The sequence below is a fragment of the Streptomyces sindenensis genome, assembly GCF_014649035.1.
GTDB lineage: Bacteria > Actinomycetota > Actinomycetes > Streptomycetales > Streptomycetaceae > Streptomyces > Streptomyces sindenensis.
Window position 1 is genome coordinate 239,301 of sequence record NZ_BMSG01000006.1, and the last position, 18,427, is coordinate 257,727.

Genomic DNA, 18,427 nt, shown 5'->3' on the forward strand with positions numbered 1-18,427 from the left:
CAGGGGGTGACAACGCCACCCGTTCTGTCCCCTGTGACCGGGTCGCGGCCCTCCTCCCGTGATGATGATCGGCAAAACTTGTGAGCGGTGCGGCGGGTGGGGCCGGACTCGGTCCGGATCTCTCGTAGAGTTCGGCCTTGTGGGATCTATGCGCAATCCGGTCGGTCCGCTTCCCTCCAGCATCTACTGGCGACGAAGGGCGGTAGCGGGACTTCTGGTTGCGCTCCTCGCCGTGCTGATCGCCTGGGCGGTGACGTCCGGCGGCGGCAGCGGAAGTGGCAACGACGACGCCAAGTCCGGCGGCTCCGACCCCGTCGAGTCGATCACTCCCGGCCCGGGCGGCTCCGGTCCCGCGATCAGCCAACAGCCGGGCGGCCGCGACGAGTCGGACGACGAGAACGGCTCGGGCGGTACGGACGGCTCCGACGGCTCGGGCGGTCCGGGCGGCGGCGGGTCGTCCGACGGTTCGTCAACGGGCGGTACGGGCACGGGTTCTGGCGACTCGCCCGGTGCGGGTACGGCCGGTTCGGGCGGCGGCAGTGCGGGCCAGCAGGTCCCTGCCGGGTCCCCGCTCCCCGAGTGCAAGCCGTCGGCCGTGCAGTTGAGCCTGCGGACGAAGGTCAGTTACGGCCCCGACGACAAGCCGAAGTTCGAGCTGATCGCGAAGAACACGTCGTCGACCACGTGCAAGGCCGACTTCGGCCCGAAGAACGCGGTGCTCACGGTGACCGAGGCGGGGGGCGAGGACGACGACCCGATCTGGTCCTCGAAGGACTGCCCCGCGGCGGGTGGCCCGCTGTTCCTGAAGGTGCCGGCGGGGGCGACGGTGATCCACACGGTGGACTGGAACCGCACCCTGTCCGCGCCCGGCTGCGCGACGCCGCCGTCGGGGAAGGCGGGCCCGGGAACGTACCTCCTGGAGGCGAAGGCGCCGGGAGAGCCGGTCCAGCGAGCATCGTTCGTCCTGGCCAAGGACTGACGGACCCGCGCTCAGCCCGTCCGGCGACCACTTAAGCCCGTCCGGCGTTTGAGGACGGAACCGTCCACGTGGACGAGCGAGGCACTCATGGGTCCGGGCGGGCCGGCCCGTATGAGCACCGCCCACCGGGCAGCAGGGTTCCGCCCTCAAACGCCGGACGGGCTGGAGGCGGTCCGGGCTCAGCCCTCAAGCGCCTGGCGGGCCGGGAGGGGCGCCGGACGGGCTTGGAGGGGCAGGCCTCAGACGTAGCGTTCCAGGATCGACGACTCCGCCAGCCGTGACAGCCCCTCGCGAACACTCCGCGCCCGCGCCTCACCGACCCCGTCGACGGTCTGGAGGTCGTCCACGCTCGCGGCAAGAAGCTTCTGCAGCCCACCGAAGTGCTCCACCAGCCGCTCGATGATCGCCCCCGGCAGCCGCGGCACCTTCGCCAGCAGCCGGAAGCCCCGCGGGGACACCGCCGAGTCCAGCGTCTCCGGCGAGCCGCTGTAGCCCAGCGCCCGCGCCACCACCGGCAGCTCCAGCAGCTCCGTGTGGCTCAGGGAGTCCAGCTCGGTCAGCGCCTCGCCCACCGTGCGCGACCGTTTCGCCGTCGGTTCGGGGACGTAATCCCGGACGACCAGCTCCCGCTCCGGCTCCACCCCGGCGATCAGTTCGTCCAGCTGGAGCGAGAGGAGCCGTCCGTCGGTGCCGAGCTCGACCACGTACTCCGCGATCTCCGTCGCGATCCGCCGCACCATCTCCAGCCGCTGCGCCACCGCCGTCACGTCCCGGACGGTGACCAGGTCCTCGATCTCCAGCGCGGACAGCGTGCCCGCGACCTCGTCGAGGCGGAGCTTGTACCGCTCCAGCGTGGCGAGCGCCTGATTGGCCCGCGACAGGATCGCGGAGGACTCCTCCAGGACCCGCCGCTCCCCGTCCACGTACAGCGCGATCAGCCGCATCGACTGGGAGACCGAGACCACGGGGAAACCGCACGCCTTGGAGACCCGGTCCGCCGTACGGTGCCGGGTGCCCGTCTCCTCCGTGGGGATCGAGGCGTCCGGGACCAGCTGCACGCCGGCCCGCAGGATCTTGGTCATGTCCTTGTCGAGGATCAGCGCTCCGTCGAGTTTGCACAGCTCGCGCAGGCGCGTCGCCGTGAACTCCACGTCCAGCACGAATCCGCCGGTGCACATCGACTCGACGGTCCGGTCCATGCCCAGCACGATCAGGCCGCCGGTATTGCCGCGGAGAATGCGCTCCAGGCCGTCCCGCAGGGCCATACCGGGCGCGACCGCGCTCAGCGAGGCGCGCATCAGCGCCTCGTTACCGGTGCCTTGGCCGGACTTTCCGGGCGTCGTCGCCCGGTCGTTGGCTGCCACTGCACTCCTCCGGTCACAGGTTTGCGGTGCCCTTGCGTCCCCCATGCCGTGTCCACGGGCGGGCGAGACCAGGGCAAAGTCTACCGGCGCGCGTTGTCCTCCTGTGGTGCCTCCTGGCGAGAGCGGCGCGGGAGGACCCGCAGAGCGTCGCCCATGTCGGCGACTTCCGTGACCTTCATACCGGCCGGGACCCGCCCCGGATCGGTCGGCACGAGGGCGTGGGTGAAGCCCAGACGGTGTGCCTCGGCCAGTCTCCTCTGCACCCCGGTGACCCTTCTGACCTCGCCCGCGAGCCCCACCTCGCCGATCGCGACCAGGTTCTTCGGGAGCGGGGTGTCGCTGGCCGCGCTGGCCAGCGCGAGCGCGACCGCCAGGTCCGCGGCGGGTTCGGTGAGCTTCACGCCGCCCACCGTCGCGCTGTAGATGTCCCGCTTGCCGAGCGCGCTGATCCGGCCCCGCTGCTCCAGCACGGCGAGCATCATCGAGACCCGGGAGGTCTCCAGACCCGAGGTCGTGCGCCGGGGCGAGGGGATCTGCGAGTCGACGGTGAGGGCCTGCACCTCGGCGACCAGCGGCCGCTTGCCCTCCAGCGTCACCGTCAGACAGGTGCCCGGCACGGCCACGTCGCGGCGGGTCAGGAAGAGGCCCGACGGGTCGGCGAGGCCGGTGATGCCCTCGTCGTGCAGTTCGAAGCAGCCGACCTCGTCGGTCGCCCCGTAACGGTTCTTGACGCCGCGCACCAGCCGCAGCCGGGCGTGCCGGTCGCCCTCGAAGGACAGCACCACGTCCACCAGGTGCTCCAGCAGCCGGGGCCCCGCGATCGCGCCGTCCTTCGTCACATGGCCGACCAGCAGCGTGGCCATCCCGCGCTCCTTGGACGCCCGGATCAGCGCCCCGGCGACCTCCCGGACCTGGGCCATCCCGCCGGGCGCGCCGTCGATCTCGGGCGAGGCGACCGTCTGCACCGAGTCCAGGATCAGCAGCGACGGCTTGACCTCGTCCAGATGCGCGAGCACCGCCGACAGATCGGTCTCCGCGGCGAGGTAGAGGTGGTCGTTGATCGCCTTGATCCGGTCGGCCCGCAGCCGGACCTGGCTCGCGGACTCCTCGGCCGTCACATAGAGCGTGCGGTGGTCGTCGCTCGCCGCCTTGGCCGCCACGTCCAGCAGCAGCGTCGACTTGCCGACCCCCGGCTCGCCCGCCAGCAGCACGACCGCGCCCGGCACGAGCCCGCCACCCAGCACCCGGTCCAGCTCGCCGACACCGGTGGAACGGGCCGTGGCCGTCCGGCTGTCGACCTGGCCGATCGGCAGGGCGGCGGTGGAGACCCGGCCCGCCGCCGTCGTGCGCACGGCGGGGGCGCCGCCGAACTCCTCGACCGTCCCCCACGCCTGGCACTCGGGGCAACGGCCGAGCCATTTGGCGGTCGTCCAGCCGCATTCGGTGCAGCGGTAGGACGGACGGTCCTTCGCGGATTTCGTACGGGCAGCCATGGCGTCACCGTATAGGTGGGGTACGACAACGCCGCCCGTGCGCCCTGCGCGCACCGCCCCGCCGCGCGCAGGGCGCACGGAAGCACTCCGGAGCACTACGGGCGGGATCCGTGATCTCTGTCCGCTTTCACAACTCTTTCGAGGGATACGTTCACCCGTAAGGATTAAATGCACTCAAGGGGCACTTGAGGCATGCGCTCCTTTGCCTACGGTCGCCGGGTGACGAGCAGCAGGCTGGAGACCCCGACGCACACCACCGGCGCACACCGGGCGCACCGCCGAGGAACCGACGCCCCGGCACAGCGACCGCCCGCACGTTACGAGCCGTATCTCGACGGCCTCTTCACGTACTGCCTCTCCGTGCTCTGCGACCACGACGCGGCCACCGAAGCCCTCGGCGCCGTCCTGGCGATCGCGGACCGGCAGGAGGCCCGGGGCCCCGCGGCCGAGGAGGAACGTACATCCTGGCTGTACGCCCTGGCCCGGTGGACCTGCCTGCGGGCGCTCACCGAGCGCGGGCGCGGCCGTCAGGCCCACCGCCGCCCCCCGGGGACGGTCAAGCCGCCCCGTACGGCCAGGGCCTCCGGGACCGGCACGGCCAGGGAGTCCGAGCCCCGCACCGGGCCCGGGACCGCCCAGGGGGCGCGCGCCGCCCGGCGTACGCCGGAGCACACCGCCCCGGCCGCCTCTCCGTGGACCTCGCCCACGGCCCCCGCCACCCCCGAGGACGCCGCCACTCCCGCCCCCGCCGAGTCACCGGCCGCCGAGGCCCGCCGCCGGGAGCTCGCCACGCTCGCCTGGCCCGAGGCCGCGGGCACCACCCCGGAGCAGCGCGAAGCCCTCGAACTGGCCGTCCGCCACCGCCTCCCCCCACGCGCCGTCGCCGCCGTGCTCGGTCTGGAGCCCGCCACCGCCCGGGAGCTGCTGGCCGCCGCGGCCTGCGAGGTGGAGCGCACCCGCGCCGCGCTCGCCGTCGTCGAGGGCGGCGACTGCCCCACCGTCGCCCGGCTCACCGGCGACCACCAGGTGCTGCTCTCCGCAGCCCTGCGCCGCGAGCTCGTCCGGCACGTCGACGACTGCCCCCGCTGCCGCCGCGCCGCCGAACGGGCGGACGCGGCGGGACCCTGGCCCGGAGCGGCCCTGGCCCCGGCCGCCGCCCTGCCCCTCGTGGAGGCCCCCCGCCCCTCCGTCCGCGTCGCGATGGCCCAGGCCCACCGCTCCCGCGCCGCGGGCCCGCGCTTCGACCGGAGCGGATATCCGCTCGACCCCAAGGACCAGGCCGCCCGCCGGGACCGGCTGCGCGCCCGGGTCGTGACGACCACGGTCGTCGCGACGGTGGTCGCCGCCCCCGTGATCGCCCTCTGGGCCGCGTACCGGGGAGCGCCGCAGACCGGCGAGGGCCACGACGGCACGTCGGTCACCGCCACGGAGGTGGACGGCGCGGGCGGTATGCGCGGCGATCCCCACCCCTCGTACGAGAACACCGGCCACGGCCGCTCCGGCGACCGTTTCGGCGCCCGCGTCCCGGACGTGACCGCCGAGGTCGTCAGCACCGGCGGCGCGCGGCACGGCGACGCCCGGCTGGCGGTGACGGCCCGGACCTCCGGGGCGGTCACGACGATCACGCTGACCGCGTCCGGCCGGGGACCGGTCGGCTGGTCGGCGTCGACGGACGCCCCGTGGCTGCGCCTCAGCCGTACGGCGGGCACGCTCGCGGCCGGACAGTCCACCACGATCGCGGTCTCGGTGATCCGGGACGCGGAGCCGGCCGGTCCGTGGCGGGCCCGGATCGCCCTGGCCCCCTCGGGCTCCGCCGTTCTCATCGACGGTCACGGGGTCACCGCCCCGACCACGGGCGGCCCGCGCCCCACCCGCCCCGGCACGCAATCGCCCCGCCCCACGGACCCGGGCCCCTCGGACCCCGGCCCGACCGATCCGGGCCCGACCGATCCCGGCCCCACCGACCCGGGCCCGACCGACCCCGGCCCCACCGACCCCGGGCCGGGCCCGACCGACCCCACGGACCCGCCGGACCCGACCGATCCGCCCGACCCCACGGACCCGCCCGAACCGACGCCGGACCCGACCGGCCCGAGCCCCACGGACCCCGGGCCGACCGACCCGGACCCGGCGGGCTGAGGACGGACGACGGGCTGAGGACAGATGACGAGCTGACGAAAGACGAAAGGCGACGGGCCGAGGACGGACGACGGGCTGACGAAAGGCGACGGGCCGAGGGCAGACGACGGGCTGAGGAAAGGCCACGGGGCCCGGGGGGCGCGGCGCCCCCGGGCCCCGTGGCCTCAGCGGTTCTTCCCCGGGCCTCAGCGCTTCTTCTTCGCCGCGGGCAGCGGCGGGTCCGCCGGGTGCGGGGCCATCGGCAGCAGCGAGGACAGCCGCTCCTCGCAGAGCTCGACCAGCCGGTCGTAGCCCTCCTTGCCCATCAGCTCGATCAGCTCCGGGCGGTAGGACACGTACACCGGGTCACCGGCCCCGTGCGCCGAGGTGGCCGACGTGCACCACCAGTGCAGGTCGTGGCCGCCCGGGCCCCAGCCCCGGCGGTCGTACTCCCCGATCGTCACCTGGAGCACCCGGGTGTCGTCGGGCCGGTCGATCCAGTCGTACGTCCGCCGCACCGGCAGCTGCCAGCACACGTCCGGCTTGGTCTCCAGGGGCTCCTTGCCCTCCCGCAGCGCCAGGATGTGCAGCGAGCAGCCCGCCCCGGCGGCGAACCCGGGCCGGTTCTGGAAGATGCAGGAGCCCTCCCAGCGGCGCGTCTGGCGCTCGCCGTCCTCGTCGATACCGACCCAGCCCGTCTCCGTACCGACGTCGTGGAACTGCCACAGCTCGGGGGTGAGCCGCGCCACGTGCTCGGCGACCCGCTTCTCGTCGTCCTCGTCGGAGAAGTGCGCGCCCAGCGTGCAGCAGCCGTCGTCCGCGCGGCCCGCCTGGATGCCCTGGCAGCCGCTGCCGAAGATGCAGGTCCACCGGGACGTCAGCCAGGTCAGATCGCAGCGGAAGACCTGTTCGTCGTCGGCCGGGTCGGGGAACTCCACCCAGGCCCGGGCGAAGTCGATGCCCTTCTCGTCGGCCGGGTCCGGTCCGTTCGCCTCCGGTTGTGACGCCTGCTTGTTCGACTTCGGCTTCTTCGTGGCTTTGTCCTGCTTAGCCTTTTTCGTCTTTGGCACGCGCCCAGAGTAGGTCCCACGGCGCAGTAGCGTTCCCGTATGAGACTCGGAGTCCTCGACGTGGGATCGAACACGGTTCATCTGCTGGTGGTCGACGCCCACCCCGGTGCCCGCCCGCTGCCCGCGCACTCGCACAAGGCCGAACTCCGGCTCGCCGAACTCCTCGACGAGTCCGGCGCGATCGGTCCTCTCGGTATCGACCGGCTCGTGTCGACGATCGCCGGCGCCGTCCAGGCCGCCGAGGACAAGGGGTGCGAGGACGTGCTGCCGTTCGCCACCTCCGCGGTGCGCGAGGCCACCAACGCGGACCTGGTGCTGGAGCGGGTACGGGTCGAGACCGGCGTCGACCTCGCCGTCCTCAGCGGCGAGGAGGAGGCCCGGCTGACCTTCCTGGCCGCCCGCCGCTGGTTCGGCTGGTCCGCGGGCAAGCTCCTCGTCCTGGACATCGGCGGCGGCTCGCTGGAGATCGCCTTCGGTATCGACGAGGAGCCCGACACCGCCGTCTCCCTGCCGCTCGGCGCGGGCCGCCTCACCGGCGCCTGGCTGCCGGACGACCCGGCCGGCCCCGAACAGGTCAGGGCGCTGCGCCGGCACGTCCGGGCCAGCATCGCGCGGACGGTGGGCGAGTTCGCCCGGGCCGGCCGCCCCGACCACGTCGTCGCCACCTCCAAGACCTTCAAGCAGCTCGCCCGGATCGCCGGAGCCGCCCGCTCCACCGAGGGCCTGTACGTCCAGCGCTCGCTGAGCCGCAAGGCGCTGGAGGACTGGGTGCCCAAGCTGGCGGCGATGACCGTCGAGGAGCGCGGCCGGCTCCCCGGTGTCTCCGAGGGCCGGGCCGCCCAGCTGCTGGCCGGGGCGCTGGTGGCCGAGGGGGCGATGGACCTCTTCGGCGTCGAGGAACTGGAGATCTGCCCCTGGGCCCTGCGCGAGGGCGTCATCCTGCGCCGCCTGGACCACCTCCCGGTGGAGCGGGCCGCCCTGCCCGGGTGAGGCGTGAGGCGAGGCGGGAGGCGAGGTGAGGGGGGGGAGGCGAGGCGGGGCATACGGGACGCGCGGCTTCGGTGACGTACGGTCACGCCCCCATGGCCCTGATCACTTTCGGACAGGACCGCTCGGAGTGGCGCATCACTGCCCGTACGCTGTCCAGGTGGCAGAAGCAGTGGTGCGCATCCCCGATGCGAAGGTCGCCCTGTCGACGGCCTCGGTCTACCCCGAGTCCACGGCGACGGCCTTCGAGATCGCCGCGCGCCTGGGGTACGACGGCGTCGAGGTCATGGTCTGGACCGACCCCGTCAGCCAGGACATCGAGGCCCTGCGCCGGCTCTCCGATTACCACCGGGTCCCGATCCTGGCGGTCCACGCCCCCTGCCTCCTCATCACCCAGCGGGTCTGGTCCACCGACCCGTGGGTCAAGCTCCAGCGGGCGAAGGCCGCCGCCGAGAAGCTCGGCGCCTCCACCGTCGTGGTGCACCCCCCGTTCCGGTGGCAGCGCAACTACGCCCGCGACTTCGTGACCGGGATCTGGCGGATGGCCGGCGAGACCGACGTCCGGTTCGCCGTCGAGAACATGTACCCCTGGCGCTACAGGGACCGCGAGATGCTCGCGTACGCCCCCGACTGGGACGTCACCAACGACGACTACCGGCACTTCACGGTCGACCTCTCGCACACCGCGACCGCCCGCACCGAGGCGCTCGCCATGGTCGACCGGATGGGCGACCGGCTCGCCCACGTCCACCTCGCCGACGGCAAGGGCTCGGCCAAGGACGAGCACCTGGTGCCCGGCCGGGGCGACCAGCCGTGCGCGGAGCTGCTGGAGCGCCTGGCCCGTACGGGCTTCGACGGTCATGTCGTCATCGAGGTCAGCACCCGGCGTGCGATGTCCTCCGCCGAACGCGAGGCCGATCTCGCGGAGGCGCTGGCCTTCACCCGCCTCCACCTGGCCACCTCCGCCATCGCCCCCGACCCCGACCCGTCCCCGAAGATCCACCGCCCGTGACCGGGGGACACGACCTGCTGCCCGTGACCGAGGTGCGGCCATGACCGACGACGCTCCCGCCGCCCCGCGCCGCCGGGGCCGGCCCCCCCGCAAGGCCGCGTCCGAAGGCCCCGACGCCCGGACGCGGATCCTGGAGGCGGCCCGTACGGAATTCGCCGGGCGCGGCTACGACAAGACGTCGATCCGGGGCATCGCCAAGGCCGCCGGGGTCGACGCGGCCCTCGTCCACCACTACTTCGGCACGAAGGACGAGGTCTTCGCGGCGGCCGTCGAGGTCACCTTCGAGCCCGCCCTGGTGATCCCCACCGTCCTCGGCGGCCCACCGGAGGGCCTGGGGGAGCGGCTGGCGCGCTTCTTCCTCTCCGTGTGGGAGGACCCCGGCACCCGTACGCCCCTGCTGGCGATCCTGCGCTCGGCGGTCTCCCACGAGGCGGCCGCGAACGTCCTGCGCGACTTCGTGCTGCGCCGGCTGCTGGAGCGGATCGCGGCGGAGCTCGACGTACCGGACCCCACCTTCCGCGCCGAGCTGGCCGCCTCGCACATGCTCGGCATCGCGATGCTCCGGTACGTGGTCCGCGCCGAGCCGCTCGCCTCCGCGGAGCCGGAGGAGATCGTCGCGATGGTGGCGCCCACGCTCCAGAGATACTTGAGCGAGGGCTGAGGAGAGGGGACCGGGCGCTGACCGCCCACCGGCCACCGCATCCCGTATTCCGGACAGCCTGTCCAGATCTTGGATCCGGGGCGTACGCTCGAAGACAGCCTTTTCTTCAACTGTCGGAGGCAGGCCCCCTGCCGAAGGAGCGAGCGACGATGCCCCAGCTGAGGTCCCGCACGGTCACCCACGGACGCAACATGGCGGGCGCGCGCGCCCTTATGCGCGCGTCGGGCGTAGCGAGCGCGGACATCGGCAAGCCGATCATCGCGGTCGCCAACTCGTTCACCGAGTTCGTCCCCGGCCACACCCACCTCGCCCCGGTCGGCCGGATCGTCTCCGAGGCGATCCAGGCCGCGGGCGCGGTCCCGCGCGAGTTCAACACGATCGCCGTGGACGACGGCATCGCGATGGGCCACGGCGGCATGCTCTACAGCCTTCCCTCCCGCGACCTGATCGCCGACTCCGTGGAGTACATGGTCGAGGCGCATTGCGCGGACGCCCTGATCTGCATCTCCAACTGCGACAAGATCACCCCGGGCATGCTGAACGCCGCGATGCGCCTCAACATCCCGACCGTCTTCGTCTCCGGCGGCCCGATGGAGGCCGGCAAGGCCACCCTCGTCGACGGGACCGTGCGCAAACTCGACCTGGTCAACGCGATCAGCGACGCGGTCGACGAGTCCATCTCCGACGAGGACATCCTCCGCATCGAGGAGAACGCCTGCCCCACCTGCGGCAGCTGTTCCGGCATGTTCACCGCCAACTCGATGAACTGCCTGACCGAGGCCCTCGGCCTCTCCCTCCCCGGCAACGGCTCGGTCCTCGCCACCCACACCGCCCGCAAGGCGCTGTACGAGGAGGCCGGCCGCACGATCGTCGAGATCACCAAGCGCTACTACGAGCAGGACGACGCCACCGTCCTGCCCCGCTCCATCGGCACCCGCGCAGCGTTCGACAACGCGATGGCGCTGGACATCGCCATGGGCGGCTCGACCAACACGATCCTGCACCTGCTGGCCGCCGCCCAGGAGGCCGAGCTGGCCTACGACCTGGCCGACATCGACGCCGTCTCGCGCCGCGTCCCGTGCCTCGCCAAGGTCGCCCCCAACGTCGCCCCCGGCGGCACGTACTACATGGAGGACGTCCACCGCGCCGGCGGCATCCCCGCCCTCCTCGGCGAACTCCACCGCGGCGGCCTGCTCAACGAGGACGTCCACTCGGTGCACTCCGACACCCTCGCGGAGTGGCTGAAGGACTGGGACGTCCGGGGCGGCTCCCCGTCCCGCGAGGCCGTCGAGCTGTGGCACGCGGCCCCCGGCTGCGTCCGCTCGGCCACCGCCTTCTCGCAGTCCGAGCGGTGGGAGACCCTCGACCTGGACGCGGCGGGCGGCTGCATCCGCGATGTCGAGCACGCCTACTCCAAGGACGGCGGCCTCGCCGTCCTCAAGGGCAACCTCGCCGAGGACGGCTGCGTCGTGAAGACGGCCGGCGTCGACGAGTCCATCTGGACCTTCGAGGGCCCGGCCGTCGTCTGCGAGTCGCAGGACGAGGCCGTCGACAAGATCCTCCGCAAGGAGATCGAGCCGGGCGACGTCGTCGTCATCCGCTACGAGGGCCCGCGCGGCGGCCCGGGGATGCAGGAGATGCTCTACCCGACCTCCTTCCTCAAGGGCCGGGGCCTGGGCAAGGTCTGCGCCCTGGTCACCGACGGCCGCTTCTCCGGCGGTACGTCTGGCCTCTCCATCGGCCACGCCTCGCCCGAGGCGGCTTCCGGCGGCACCATCGCGCTGGTCGAGGACGGCGACCGGATCCGCATCGACATCCCGAACCGTTCCATCGAACTGCTCGTCGACGACGCCGAACTGGCCGACCGCCGCGCGGCGCTGAACGGGGTGTACGCCCCGAAGAACCGCGACCGCAAGGTCTCGGCCGCGCTGCGCGCCTACGCGGCGATGGCGACGAGCGCGGACCGGGGCGCGGTCCGCGACATCTCGAAGCTCGGCTGACGCTTCCGCCCGGCGCCTCCGGGCACCTTTGGGCACCTTCGGCTCCTCCACCGGCACTTCCGGCGGAGGAGCCGACGCATTCCGCGGCTCCGGGCACCGATATCAAGCCTTGTGCCGATGCTCCCAGCGCGTCCGGGCAACCGGCTCAAGCCCCTCCGGCGATGGAGGAGCGGAGTCCGGGGCGGAGCCCCGGGAACACCGGCGCGGCCCTCACCAGCCCCCCGGATCCGCCCCGTCCACCGCGAACACCGACCCGTCCGGCGCCGCCCCCACCACGACCCGGCCCGCCACCACCGGCGCGGGCAGATCCGACGCGTACGTCAGCTTCCCCCCGCTCAGCCGCGCCCGCGTCTGCCCCACCAGCGCGCCCCGCTCCGTATCGACGGCCAGCAGCCGCCCGTCCGCCGCGGAGAAGTACAGGTGCCCGCCCTCCCCGAGCACCGGAGCGGACGCCCGCCCCACCCCCGTCTCCAGCCGCCACAGCTCCGCCCCCGCACCGCCGCCCGCCCCCGTGTCCACGGCCAGCAGCGACCCGCCCCGCCCCAGCAGGTACGCGACATCCCCGGCCATGACCACCTGCGGCCCGTCCAGGGTGAAGGGCAGCGCGATCCGGGCGGCGACACCGGACGCGGGGGCGTACCGGACCAGCCCGGCGGTGTCCGAGTTCTCGTCCATCGCCGTCAGCACCAGCTCCCCGGCCCCGGCCGTGGACACCGGCGTCAGCAGCCCGTCCAGCCGCCGCTGCCAGGACGTCCGGCCGCTCCCCGCGTCCACGGCCGTGACGAGGGTCGACGCACCCGAGGGCGCGTGCTCGAAGGCGTAGGCGAGCCCGGACCCACCGTCGTACAGCGCGAAGTCGGGCCGTACGTGCCCCGCCAGCGGCTTCTTCCAGCGGGACGCCCCGCTCGCCCCGTCCAGCGCCGTCACCGTCCCGTCGTCCGCGACGGCCAGCAGGGTGTCGCCCGCCGGGAACGCCGCCCCGGGGCTCGCCGACAGCGAGGTGTCCCGGACGGCGGTCCCCTTCACCGGGTCGAACGCCCGCAGTGTGCCGTCCGGGCCGCCGGCCAGCACGACCGCACCCGAGACGATCGGGGCATGGGCGCCCCCGTCCGGGGAGGACCGGGCCGACCAGACCACCCGCCCGTCCGCCGGATCGATCCTGACCGTGCCGGTCCCCGCCACCGAGCAGTACAGCGCGCCCCCGGCCCCGGCGGCGGCACAGACGGGCGTGGCGCTCCCGGAGGTCCGGAGCTCGGTACGCCACGGAGCGACGGCACCCCCGCCCTTCGGTCCACCCGCCTCCGCTTCCGGCCCGGAAGGGCTCGCCCCGGTACCGCCCCCGCCCCACACCGCGTACGCCCCCGCCCCCGCCACCAGCAGCAGAACCGCCGCCGCCACGATCAGCCGGGCCCGCGGCAGCCACCGGCGGCGGACCGGCGGCGCGGCCCGCACATGCGTGTCCTCCTCCGCACCGTCCCGCTCCCCGTCCGGCACGGCCGGCACCGCCGCCGAGACCGCCGCCCGCCGCCGCTGCGCCGGTACGAACGCCTCGGCCTCGTACGACGGGGGCCCCAGCGCGGCCATCACCTCGTCCGGCGTCGGCCGGTCCGCCGGGTCCTTCGCCAGGCAACGGGCGACCAGCGGAGCCAGCTCCTCCGGCACCCCGCCCAGATCCGGCTGGTCGTGCACCACCTGGTACGCCACGATGTACGGGCTGTCCGAGTCGAACGGCCCCCGGCCCGTCGCCGCGTGGACGATCACGGCCCCCAGCGCGAACACGTCGACCGGCGGCCCCACCTCGCGCGGCCGCTGGAACTGCTCGGGAGCCATGTAGGGCGGTGAGCCGATCAGCTTGCCGGTCTCGGTGCGCAGATCACTGTCGTACGGCCGCGAGATGCCGAAGTCGATGACCTTCGGGCCCCCGTCCGTCAGCAGCACGTTGCTCGGCTTCAGGTCGCGGTGGATCACACCCGCCCGGTGGATGTCCCGCAGTGCCTCGGCCAGCCCCGCGGTCAGCCTGCGCAGCGCGGCGGGGGCCATCGGGCCGTTCCGCTTCACCTGCTCGGCGAGCGTGGGGCCGGGCACGTAGAGGGTGGCCATCCAGGGCCGGCCGGCCTCCGGATCGGCATCGACGACGGGCGCGGTGAACGCCCCGCTCACCCGCCGCGCGGCCGCCACCTCCTGCCGGAACCGCGCCCTGAACTCGGGATCCGCCGCATACGGCGCGTGTACGACCTTCACCGCGAGCTGCATCCCCGAGGCCGAGCGCGCCAGATGCACGACCCCCATGCCGCCCGAGCCGAGGCAGGCTTCGAGTCGGTAGGCGCCGGCGTACTGCGGAAACTCCGCTTCCGGATGCGCTCCGGGCTCTCGCAGCGGCGACATCGCCCACCCCCGTGTGTTCACGCGCATGCGACGCACGGAGCCTAGTCGATGGTGCGTGCGAGAAGCGCGGTGCTTGCTAGCCTGCGCGTCGTACGCACGGGTGCGTACGGACATCGCAACGGGGGAGGCCCACATGGGCGTTGAAGAGCACACGCAGGAACCGGCGGTCGAAGAACTCACGGTGGCGACCACCGCGACCGGCACCCGCTACCCGATCGCCCCGGGCTACCGGGTCAACGTCCGCACCGGACCGGGTACCAACTACCGCATCGTCCGGACGCTGCCGTACGGACAGAAGATCCCGATCTACTGCCAGAAGCCGGGGGAGTGGGTCACCGGCCCGTACGGCACGTCGAACCTCTGGGACAACATCGCCAACGGCCAGTTCGTCTCGGACGCCTACGTCTACACGGGGCGTGACGGCTACATCGCACCGCGCTGCGACTGACGGCGCCACCCGGGGCGACCGCCCGGGGTACCGGGGCGGCGGGGGATAATCGACCCCGTGAGCGAGAACAGCGCAGCCCCCGGCACCCCGCCCGCCACGGCCCCGGGGCCGCAGCCCGAGCCGATCCGCTTCTTCGGCACGACGTGGGTCGACCACGACGGCGGTTACGGGCTCCGCCGCGTCGGCGTCGCCGCCGGGTCCCTGGCCGCCGCCGTGGCCGCCTGCTTCGTTCTGCGCTTCGCCTACGAGGGGCTGGAGATCGCGGAGGTCGGCGGGTTCGTCGGGGTGCTGGTCATCGCGATGTTCTCGATCTGCAGCGCCATCGCGTTCCGCAAGACCTGGGAGGGCTTCGGCGCCCGTCCCGCGGACCCGTCCCGCGAGGACGCCCTGCGCGGCCTGAAGTCGATCGGCTTCATCGGCTCGCTCCTCGCCTACTTCATCCGCTCGCTCACCGAGGCCCCGGGCGAGAAGCTGCGCCGCACCGAGTACGAGAAGGCCCGCGCCCAGTTCGAGAAGCGCCGCTCGACCCGCACCGGCAACCCGGCGGCCCGCAAGGCATCCGGCCGCAAGCGCCCGAAGCGCGGCTGAGGCCCGCAGCGCGACTGAGGCCCTGAAGCGCGGCTCAGGCCGCAGCGCAGCTGAGATCCGGAGCCCCGCACACCGCACACACGACCCGGCCCGCCGACACCACGTCGGCGGGCCGGGTCGTTTCCGCTGCCCTCTTCTTCCTCTTCTCCCTCCTGTCCTCTTGACGGACGGCACCGCCGGGCGAAGAATTCATCACATGATGAATTACGAACCCGGGGCGGCACCGACCACCCCCACCCCGCAGCCGAGCCCGGACACACCCCCACCACCGACCTCGGCGATCGCGGCCCGCGGCCTCACCGTCGTCCGAGGCGGCCGCACCGTCCTGCGCGCCCTCGACTTCACCGTCCCCTCCGGCAGCATCACCGGTCTCCTCGGCCCCTCGGGCTGCGGCAAGACCACCCTCATGCGGGCGGTGGCCGGCACCCAGGCCAAGGTCACCGGCGTCCTCGACGTCCTGGGCCACCCCGCCGGAGACCCGGCCCTGCGCCCCCGCATCGGCTACGTCACGCAGGCGCCCTCCGTCTACACCGACCTCACCGTCCGGCAGAACCTCGACTACTTCGCCGCGGTCCTGCACCCGGGCCGCGCCCACCGGGCCGCCCGCCGCGAGGCCGTCGCCCGCGCCATCGACGACGTCGACCTGACCACCCGCGCCGACGCCCTCGCCGGTGCGCTCTCCGGTGGCCAGCGCAGCCGCGTCTCGCTGGCCGTCGCCCTGCTCGGCACCCCGGACCTGCTGGTCCTGGACGAACCGACCGTCGGGCTCGACCCCGTACTCCGCCGGGACCTCTGGGACCTCTTCCACCGCCTGGCCGACCGCGGCACCGCGCTCCTCGTCTCGTCCCACGTCATGGACGAGGCCGAACGCTGCCACCGCCTGCTCCTGATGCGCGACGGCCGGGTCCTCGCCGAGGACACTCCCGACGCGCTCCGCCACCGCACCGGAGCGGCCACCGTCGAGGAGGCGTTCCTCCACCTGGTCGACGCGGACCGGGCCGACGAGCGCCCCGCCGCCACGACCGCCGCACCCCTCACCTCCGAGGAGGCCTCCCGATGACCGCCACCGCGGGCCGCGTTCTGCGCCAGCTGACCCACGACCCCCGCACGATCGCGCTCCTGGTGATCGTCCCGGTCCTGCTGATCACCCTGCTCCGCTACGTCTTCGACGGCGCCCCCGGCACCTTTGACGCCACCGGAGCCTCCCTCCTCGGCATCTTCCCGCTCATCACGATGTTCCTGGTGACCTCGATCGCCACCCTGCGCGAACGCACCACGGGCACCCTCGAACGCCTCCTCGCCCTCCCGCTCGGCAAGGGCGGCCTGATCGGCGGGTACGCCCTCGCCTTCGGCGCGGTCGCGGTCGTCCAGTCGGCGCTCGCCACGGCCGTCTCCGTCTGGCTGCTGGGCCTGGACGTCGTCGGCTCCCCCTGGCTGCTGCTCCTGGTCGCCCTGCTCGACGCCCTGCTCGGCACCGCGCTCGGCCTGTTCGTCTCCGCGTTCGCCGCGTCCGAGTTCCAGGCGGTCCAGTTCATGCCGGCGGTGATCTTCCCCCAGCTCCTGCTGTGCGGCCTGTTCACCCCGCGCGAGGCGATGCACCCCGTCCTGGAGGCGATCTCGAACGTCCTGCCCATGTCGTACGCCGTCGATGGCATGAACCAGGTCCTCCAGCACCCCGACATCACCGGCGACTTCGTCCGCGACATCGCCGTGGTCGCGGGAAGCGCCCTGCTGGTCCTCTGCCTCGGGGCGATCACCCTCCGCCGCCGTACGCCGTGAACAGCCCGATGCGAGGATGACGGGAAGCGCACAGCCCAGCACCGCCCGGAGGGTGAACACATGACCCAGACAGTCGCAGTCCTCGGCACCGGCAAGATCGGCGAGGCCCTGCTCAGCGGGATGATCCGGGCGGGCTGGCGACCGGCCGACCTCCTGGTGACCACCCGCCGCAGCGACCGGGCCCGGGAACTGCACACGCGGTACGGGGTCGAGTCCGTCACCAACGCCGAGGCGGCCAAGACCGCCGACATCCTCATCCTCGCGGTCAAACCGCAGGACATGGGCAAGCTCCTGGACGAACTCGCCCCGCACGTCACCTCCGACCGCCTGGTCATCAGCGCGGCGGCCGGCATCACCACCGCGTTCATCGAGGACCGGCTCACCCCCGGCACCCCGGTCGTCCGGGTCATGCCCAACACCCCGGTCCTCGTCGACGAGGGGATGTCCGTCATCTCGGCGGGCAGCCACGCCACCGGTGCGCACCTCGCCACCGCCGAGGAGATCTTCGGCGGCGTCGGCAAGACCCTGCGCGTCCCGGAGTCCCAGCAGGACGCGGCCACCGCCCTCTCCGGCTCCGGCCCCGCCTACTTCTACTTCCTGGTCGAGGCCATGACCGACGCGGGCATCCTGCTCGGCCTGCCCCGCGCACAGGCCCACGACCTCATCGTCCAGGCCGCCATCGGCGCCGCCGTCATGCTCCGGGACAGCGGCGAACACCCGGTCAAGCTCCGCGAGGCCGTCACCAGCCCGGCCGGCACCACGATCAGCGCGATCCGCGAGCTGGAGAACCACGGGGTGCGGGCGGCCCTCATCGCCGCCCTGGAGGCAGCGCGCGACCGCAGCCGCGAACTGGCCTCCGGCAACGGCTGACCCCTGGCACCCGCCGGGGGTTGACACGCCTCCGGCGGGTACGTAGTGTGCTCCGAGTTGTCCGACGTGAGCGCCGACCCCGGTCGGTCCCCGGACAGCCATTCCGCAGTAACCACGAGAAGACACGCGACATCCCGTCGCATGCCTTTTCGTGCGCCTGCGCGAAATGAGGAATCCGCGTTCGAGAGAACGCCCCCGATTAGCGTCGGGGCCCAGGACTCCGCTAAAGTCTCACTCGTCGGAACGGCTCAACAGCCGCGAGGACAAGCCCCGCTGACTGGGAATCAGGCCCGAAAGGATCTGATAGAGTCGGACTCGCCGGAAAGGGAAAGCGCGAAAGCGAAAGAACCTGGAAAGCGAAACTGCACGGCCCGCTTCGACCGGGAATCGGACACGAAAGAGTCTGATAGAGTCGGAAACGCAAGACAGCGAAACAAAAGAAGTAAACGAAGGGAAGCGCCCGGAGGGCCCCGGTTATACGGGACCGAAGGAAGCGTCCGTTCCTTGAGAACTCAACAGCGTGCCAAAAGTCAACGCCAGATATGTTGATACCCCGGCCTGCTTCGGCAGGTTGGTGGTTCCTTTGAAAGTCCTACGGCCGCCATGCGCGGCGGTAGGCAATACACAGCGAGGACGCTGTGAACAACGGGTCTTATTCCGACCGGTTGTTCCG

15 protein-coding genes are annotated in these 18,427 nt (G+C 73.0%); 11 read left to right on the forward strand and 4 right to left on the reverse strand.

From position 1 onward, the window contains the following. The first annotated feature begins 232 nt into the window (after positions 1–232). Entirely contained in the window at positions 233–979 is a 747-nt protein-coding gene (locus tag IE145_RS10650; protein WP_189520660.1) for a hypothetical protein, read from the forward strand. A 239-nt stretch (positions 980–1,218) separates the two neighbouring features. Here IE145_RS10650 and disA read toward each other — a convergent pair whose 3' ends face one another. Then, positions 1,219–2,343 (reverse strand): DNA integrity scanning diadenylate cyclase DisA, encoded by a 1,125-nt coding sequence (gene disA / locus IE145_RS10655; protein WP_189520661.1) that lies wholly within the window; start codon positions 2,341–2,343, stop codon positions 1,219–1,221. An 80-nt stretch (positions 2,344–2,423) separates the two neighbouring features. After that, positions 2,424–3,836 (reverse strand): DNA repair protein RadA, encoded by a 1,413-nt coding sequence (gene radA / locus IE145_RS10660; RefSeq protein WP_065485347.1) that lies wholly within the window; start codon positions 3,834–3,836, stop codon positions 2,424–2,426. A gap of 219 nt (positions 3,837–4,055) precedes the next feature. Here radA and IE145_RS10665 point away from each other — a divergent pair, with 219 nt between their 5' ends. Further along, positions 4,056–5,975 (forward strand): BACON domain-containing protein, encoded by a 1,920-nt coding sequence (locus IE145_RS10665; protein WP_444545675.1) that lies wholly within the window; start codon positions 4,056–4,058, stop codon positions 5,973–5,975. A gap of 185 nt (positions 5,976–6,160) precedes the next feature. Here the strand turns inward: IE145_RS10665 and IE145_RS10670 are convergent, their stop codons facing one another. Beyond that, entirely contained in the window at positions 6,161–7,024 is an 864-nt protein-coding gene (locus IE145_RS10670) for a DUF3109 family protein (RefSeq protein WP_189520663.1), read from the reverse strand. 39 nt (positions 7,025–7,063) lie between these two features. Between IE145_RS10670 and IE145_RS10675 the strand changes: the two genes are divergently transcribed. The 4 genes from IE145_RS10675 (at position 7,064) to ilvD (ending at position 11,684) form a co-directional block, all read left to right on the forward strand. Beyond that, positions 7,064–8,014, forward strand: a complete 951-nt coding sequence (locus tag IE145_RS10675) for a Ppx/GppA family phosphatase (RefSeq protein WP_189520664.1) — start codon at positions 7,064–7,066, stop codon at positions 8,012–8,014. A gap of 169 nt (positions 8,015–8,183) precedes the next feature. After that, on the forward strand, positions 8,184–9,023 hold the full coding sequence (locus IE145_RS10680) for a sugar phosphate isomerase/epimerase family protein (protein ID WP_189520692.1): 840 nt from the start codon (positions 8,184–8,186) through the stop codon (positions 9,021–9,023). 40 nt (positions 9,024–9,063) lie between these two features. Beyond that, positions 9,064–9,684, forward strand: a complete 621-nt coding sequence (locus IE145_RS10685) for a TetR/AcrR family transcriptional regulator (RefSeq protein ID WP_189520665.1) — start codon at positions 9,064–9,066, stop codon at positions 9,682–9,684. 149 nt (positions 9,685–9,833) lie between these two features. Further along, a complete protein-coding gene (gene ilvD / locus IE145_RS10690; RefSeq protein WP_189520666.1) occupies positions 9,834–11,684 on the forward strand; it encodes a dihydroxy-acid dehydratase in 1,851 nt (616 codons plus the stop codon). Between the two features lie 210 nt (positions 11,685–11,894). Here the strand turns inward: ilvD and IE145_RS10695 are convergent, their stop codons facing one another. Continuing rightward, the gene (locus IE145_RS10695; RefSeq protein ID WP_189520693.1) at positions 11,895–14,069 is read right to left on the reverse strand and encodes a serine/threonine-protein kinase; all 2,175 of its coding nucleotides are present in this window, start codon (positions 14,067–14,069) and stop codon (positions 11,895–11,897) included. A gap of 133 nt (positions 14,070–14,202) precedes the next feature. On the opposite strand from IE145_RS10695, the gene IE145_RS10700 reads away from it, so the two are divergent. The 5 genes from IE145_RS10700 to proC all read left to right on the forward strand — a co-directional run bounded on the left by IE145_RS10700 (position 14,203) and on the right by proC (position 17,754). Next, positions 14,203–14,517: an SH3 domain-containing protein gene (locus tag IE145_RS10700; RefSeq protein ID WP_189520667.1), complete on the forward strand. Its 315-nt coding sequence runs from the start codon at positions 14,203–14,205 to the stop codon at positions 14,515–14,517. Positions 14,518–14,574: 57 nt separating this feature from the next. Next, positions 14,575–15,105, forward strand: a complete 531-nt coding sequence (locus tag IE145_RS10705) for a hypothetical protein (RefSeq protein ID WP_189520668.1) — start codon at positions 14,575–14,577, stop codon at positions 15,103–15,105. Positions 15,106–15,301: 196 nt separating this feature from the next. After that, a complete protein-coding gene (locus IE145_RS10710; protein ID WP_189520669.1) occupies positions 15,302–16,165 on the forward strand; it encodes an ABC transporter ATP-binding protein in 864 nt (287 codons plus the stop codon). Beyond that, positions 16,162–16,884, forward strand: a complete 723-nt coding sequence (locus IE145_RS10715) for an ABC transporter permease (protein WP_032766529.1) — start codon at positions 16,162–16,164, stop codon at positions 16,882–16,884. Before IE145_RS10710 ends, IE145_RS10715 begins: the two co-directional genes overlap by 4 nt. Positions 16,885–16,944: 60 nt before the next feature. Further along, positions 16,945–17,754, forward strand: coding sequence for a pyrroline-5-carboxylate reductase (gene proC, locus IE145_RS10720; RefSeq protein WP_189520670.1), 810 nt, complete (start codon positions 16,945–16,947; stop codon positions 17,752–17,754). Positions 17,755–18,427 lie beyond the last annotated feature (673 nt).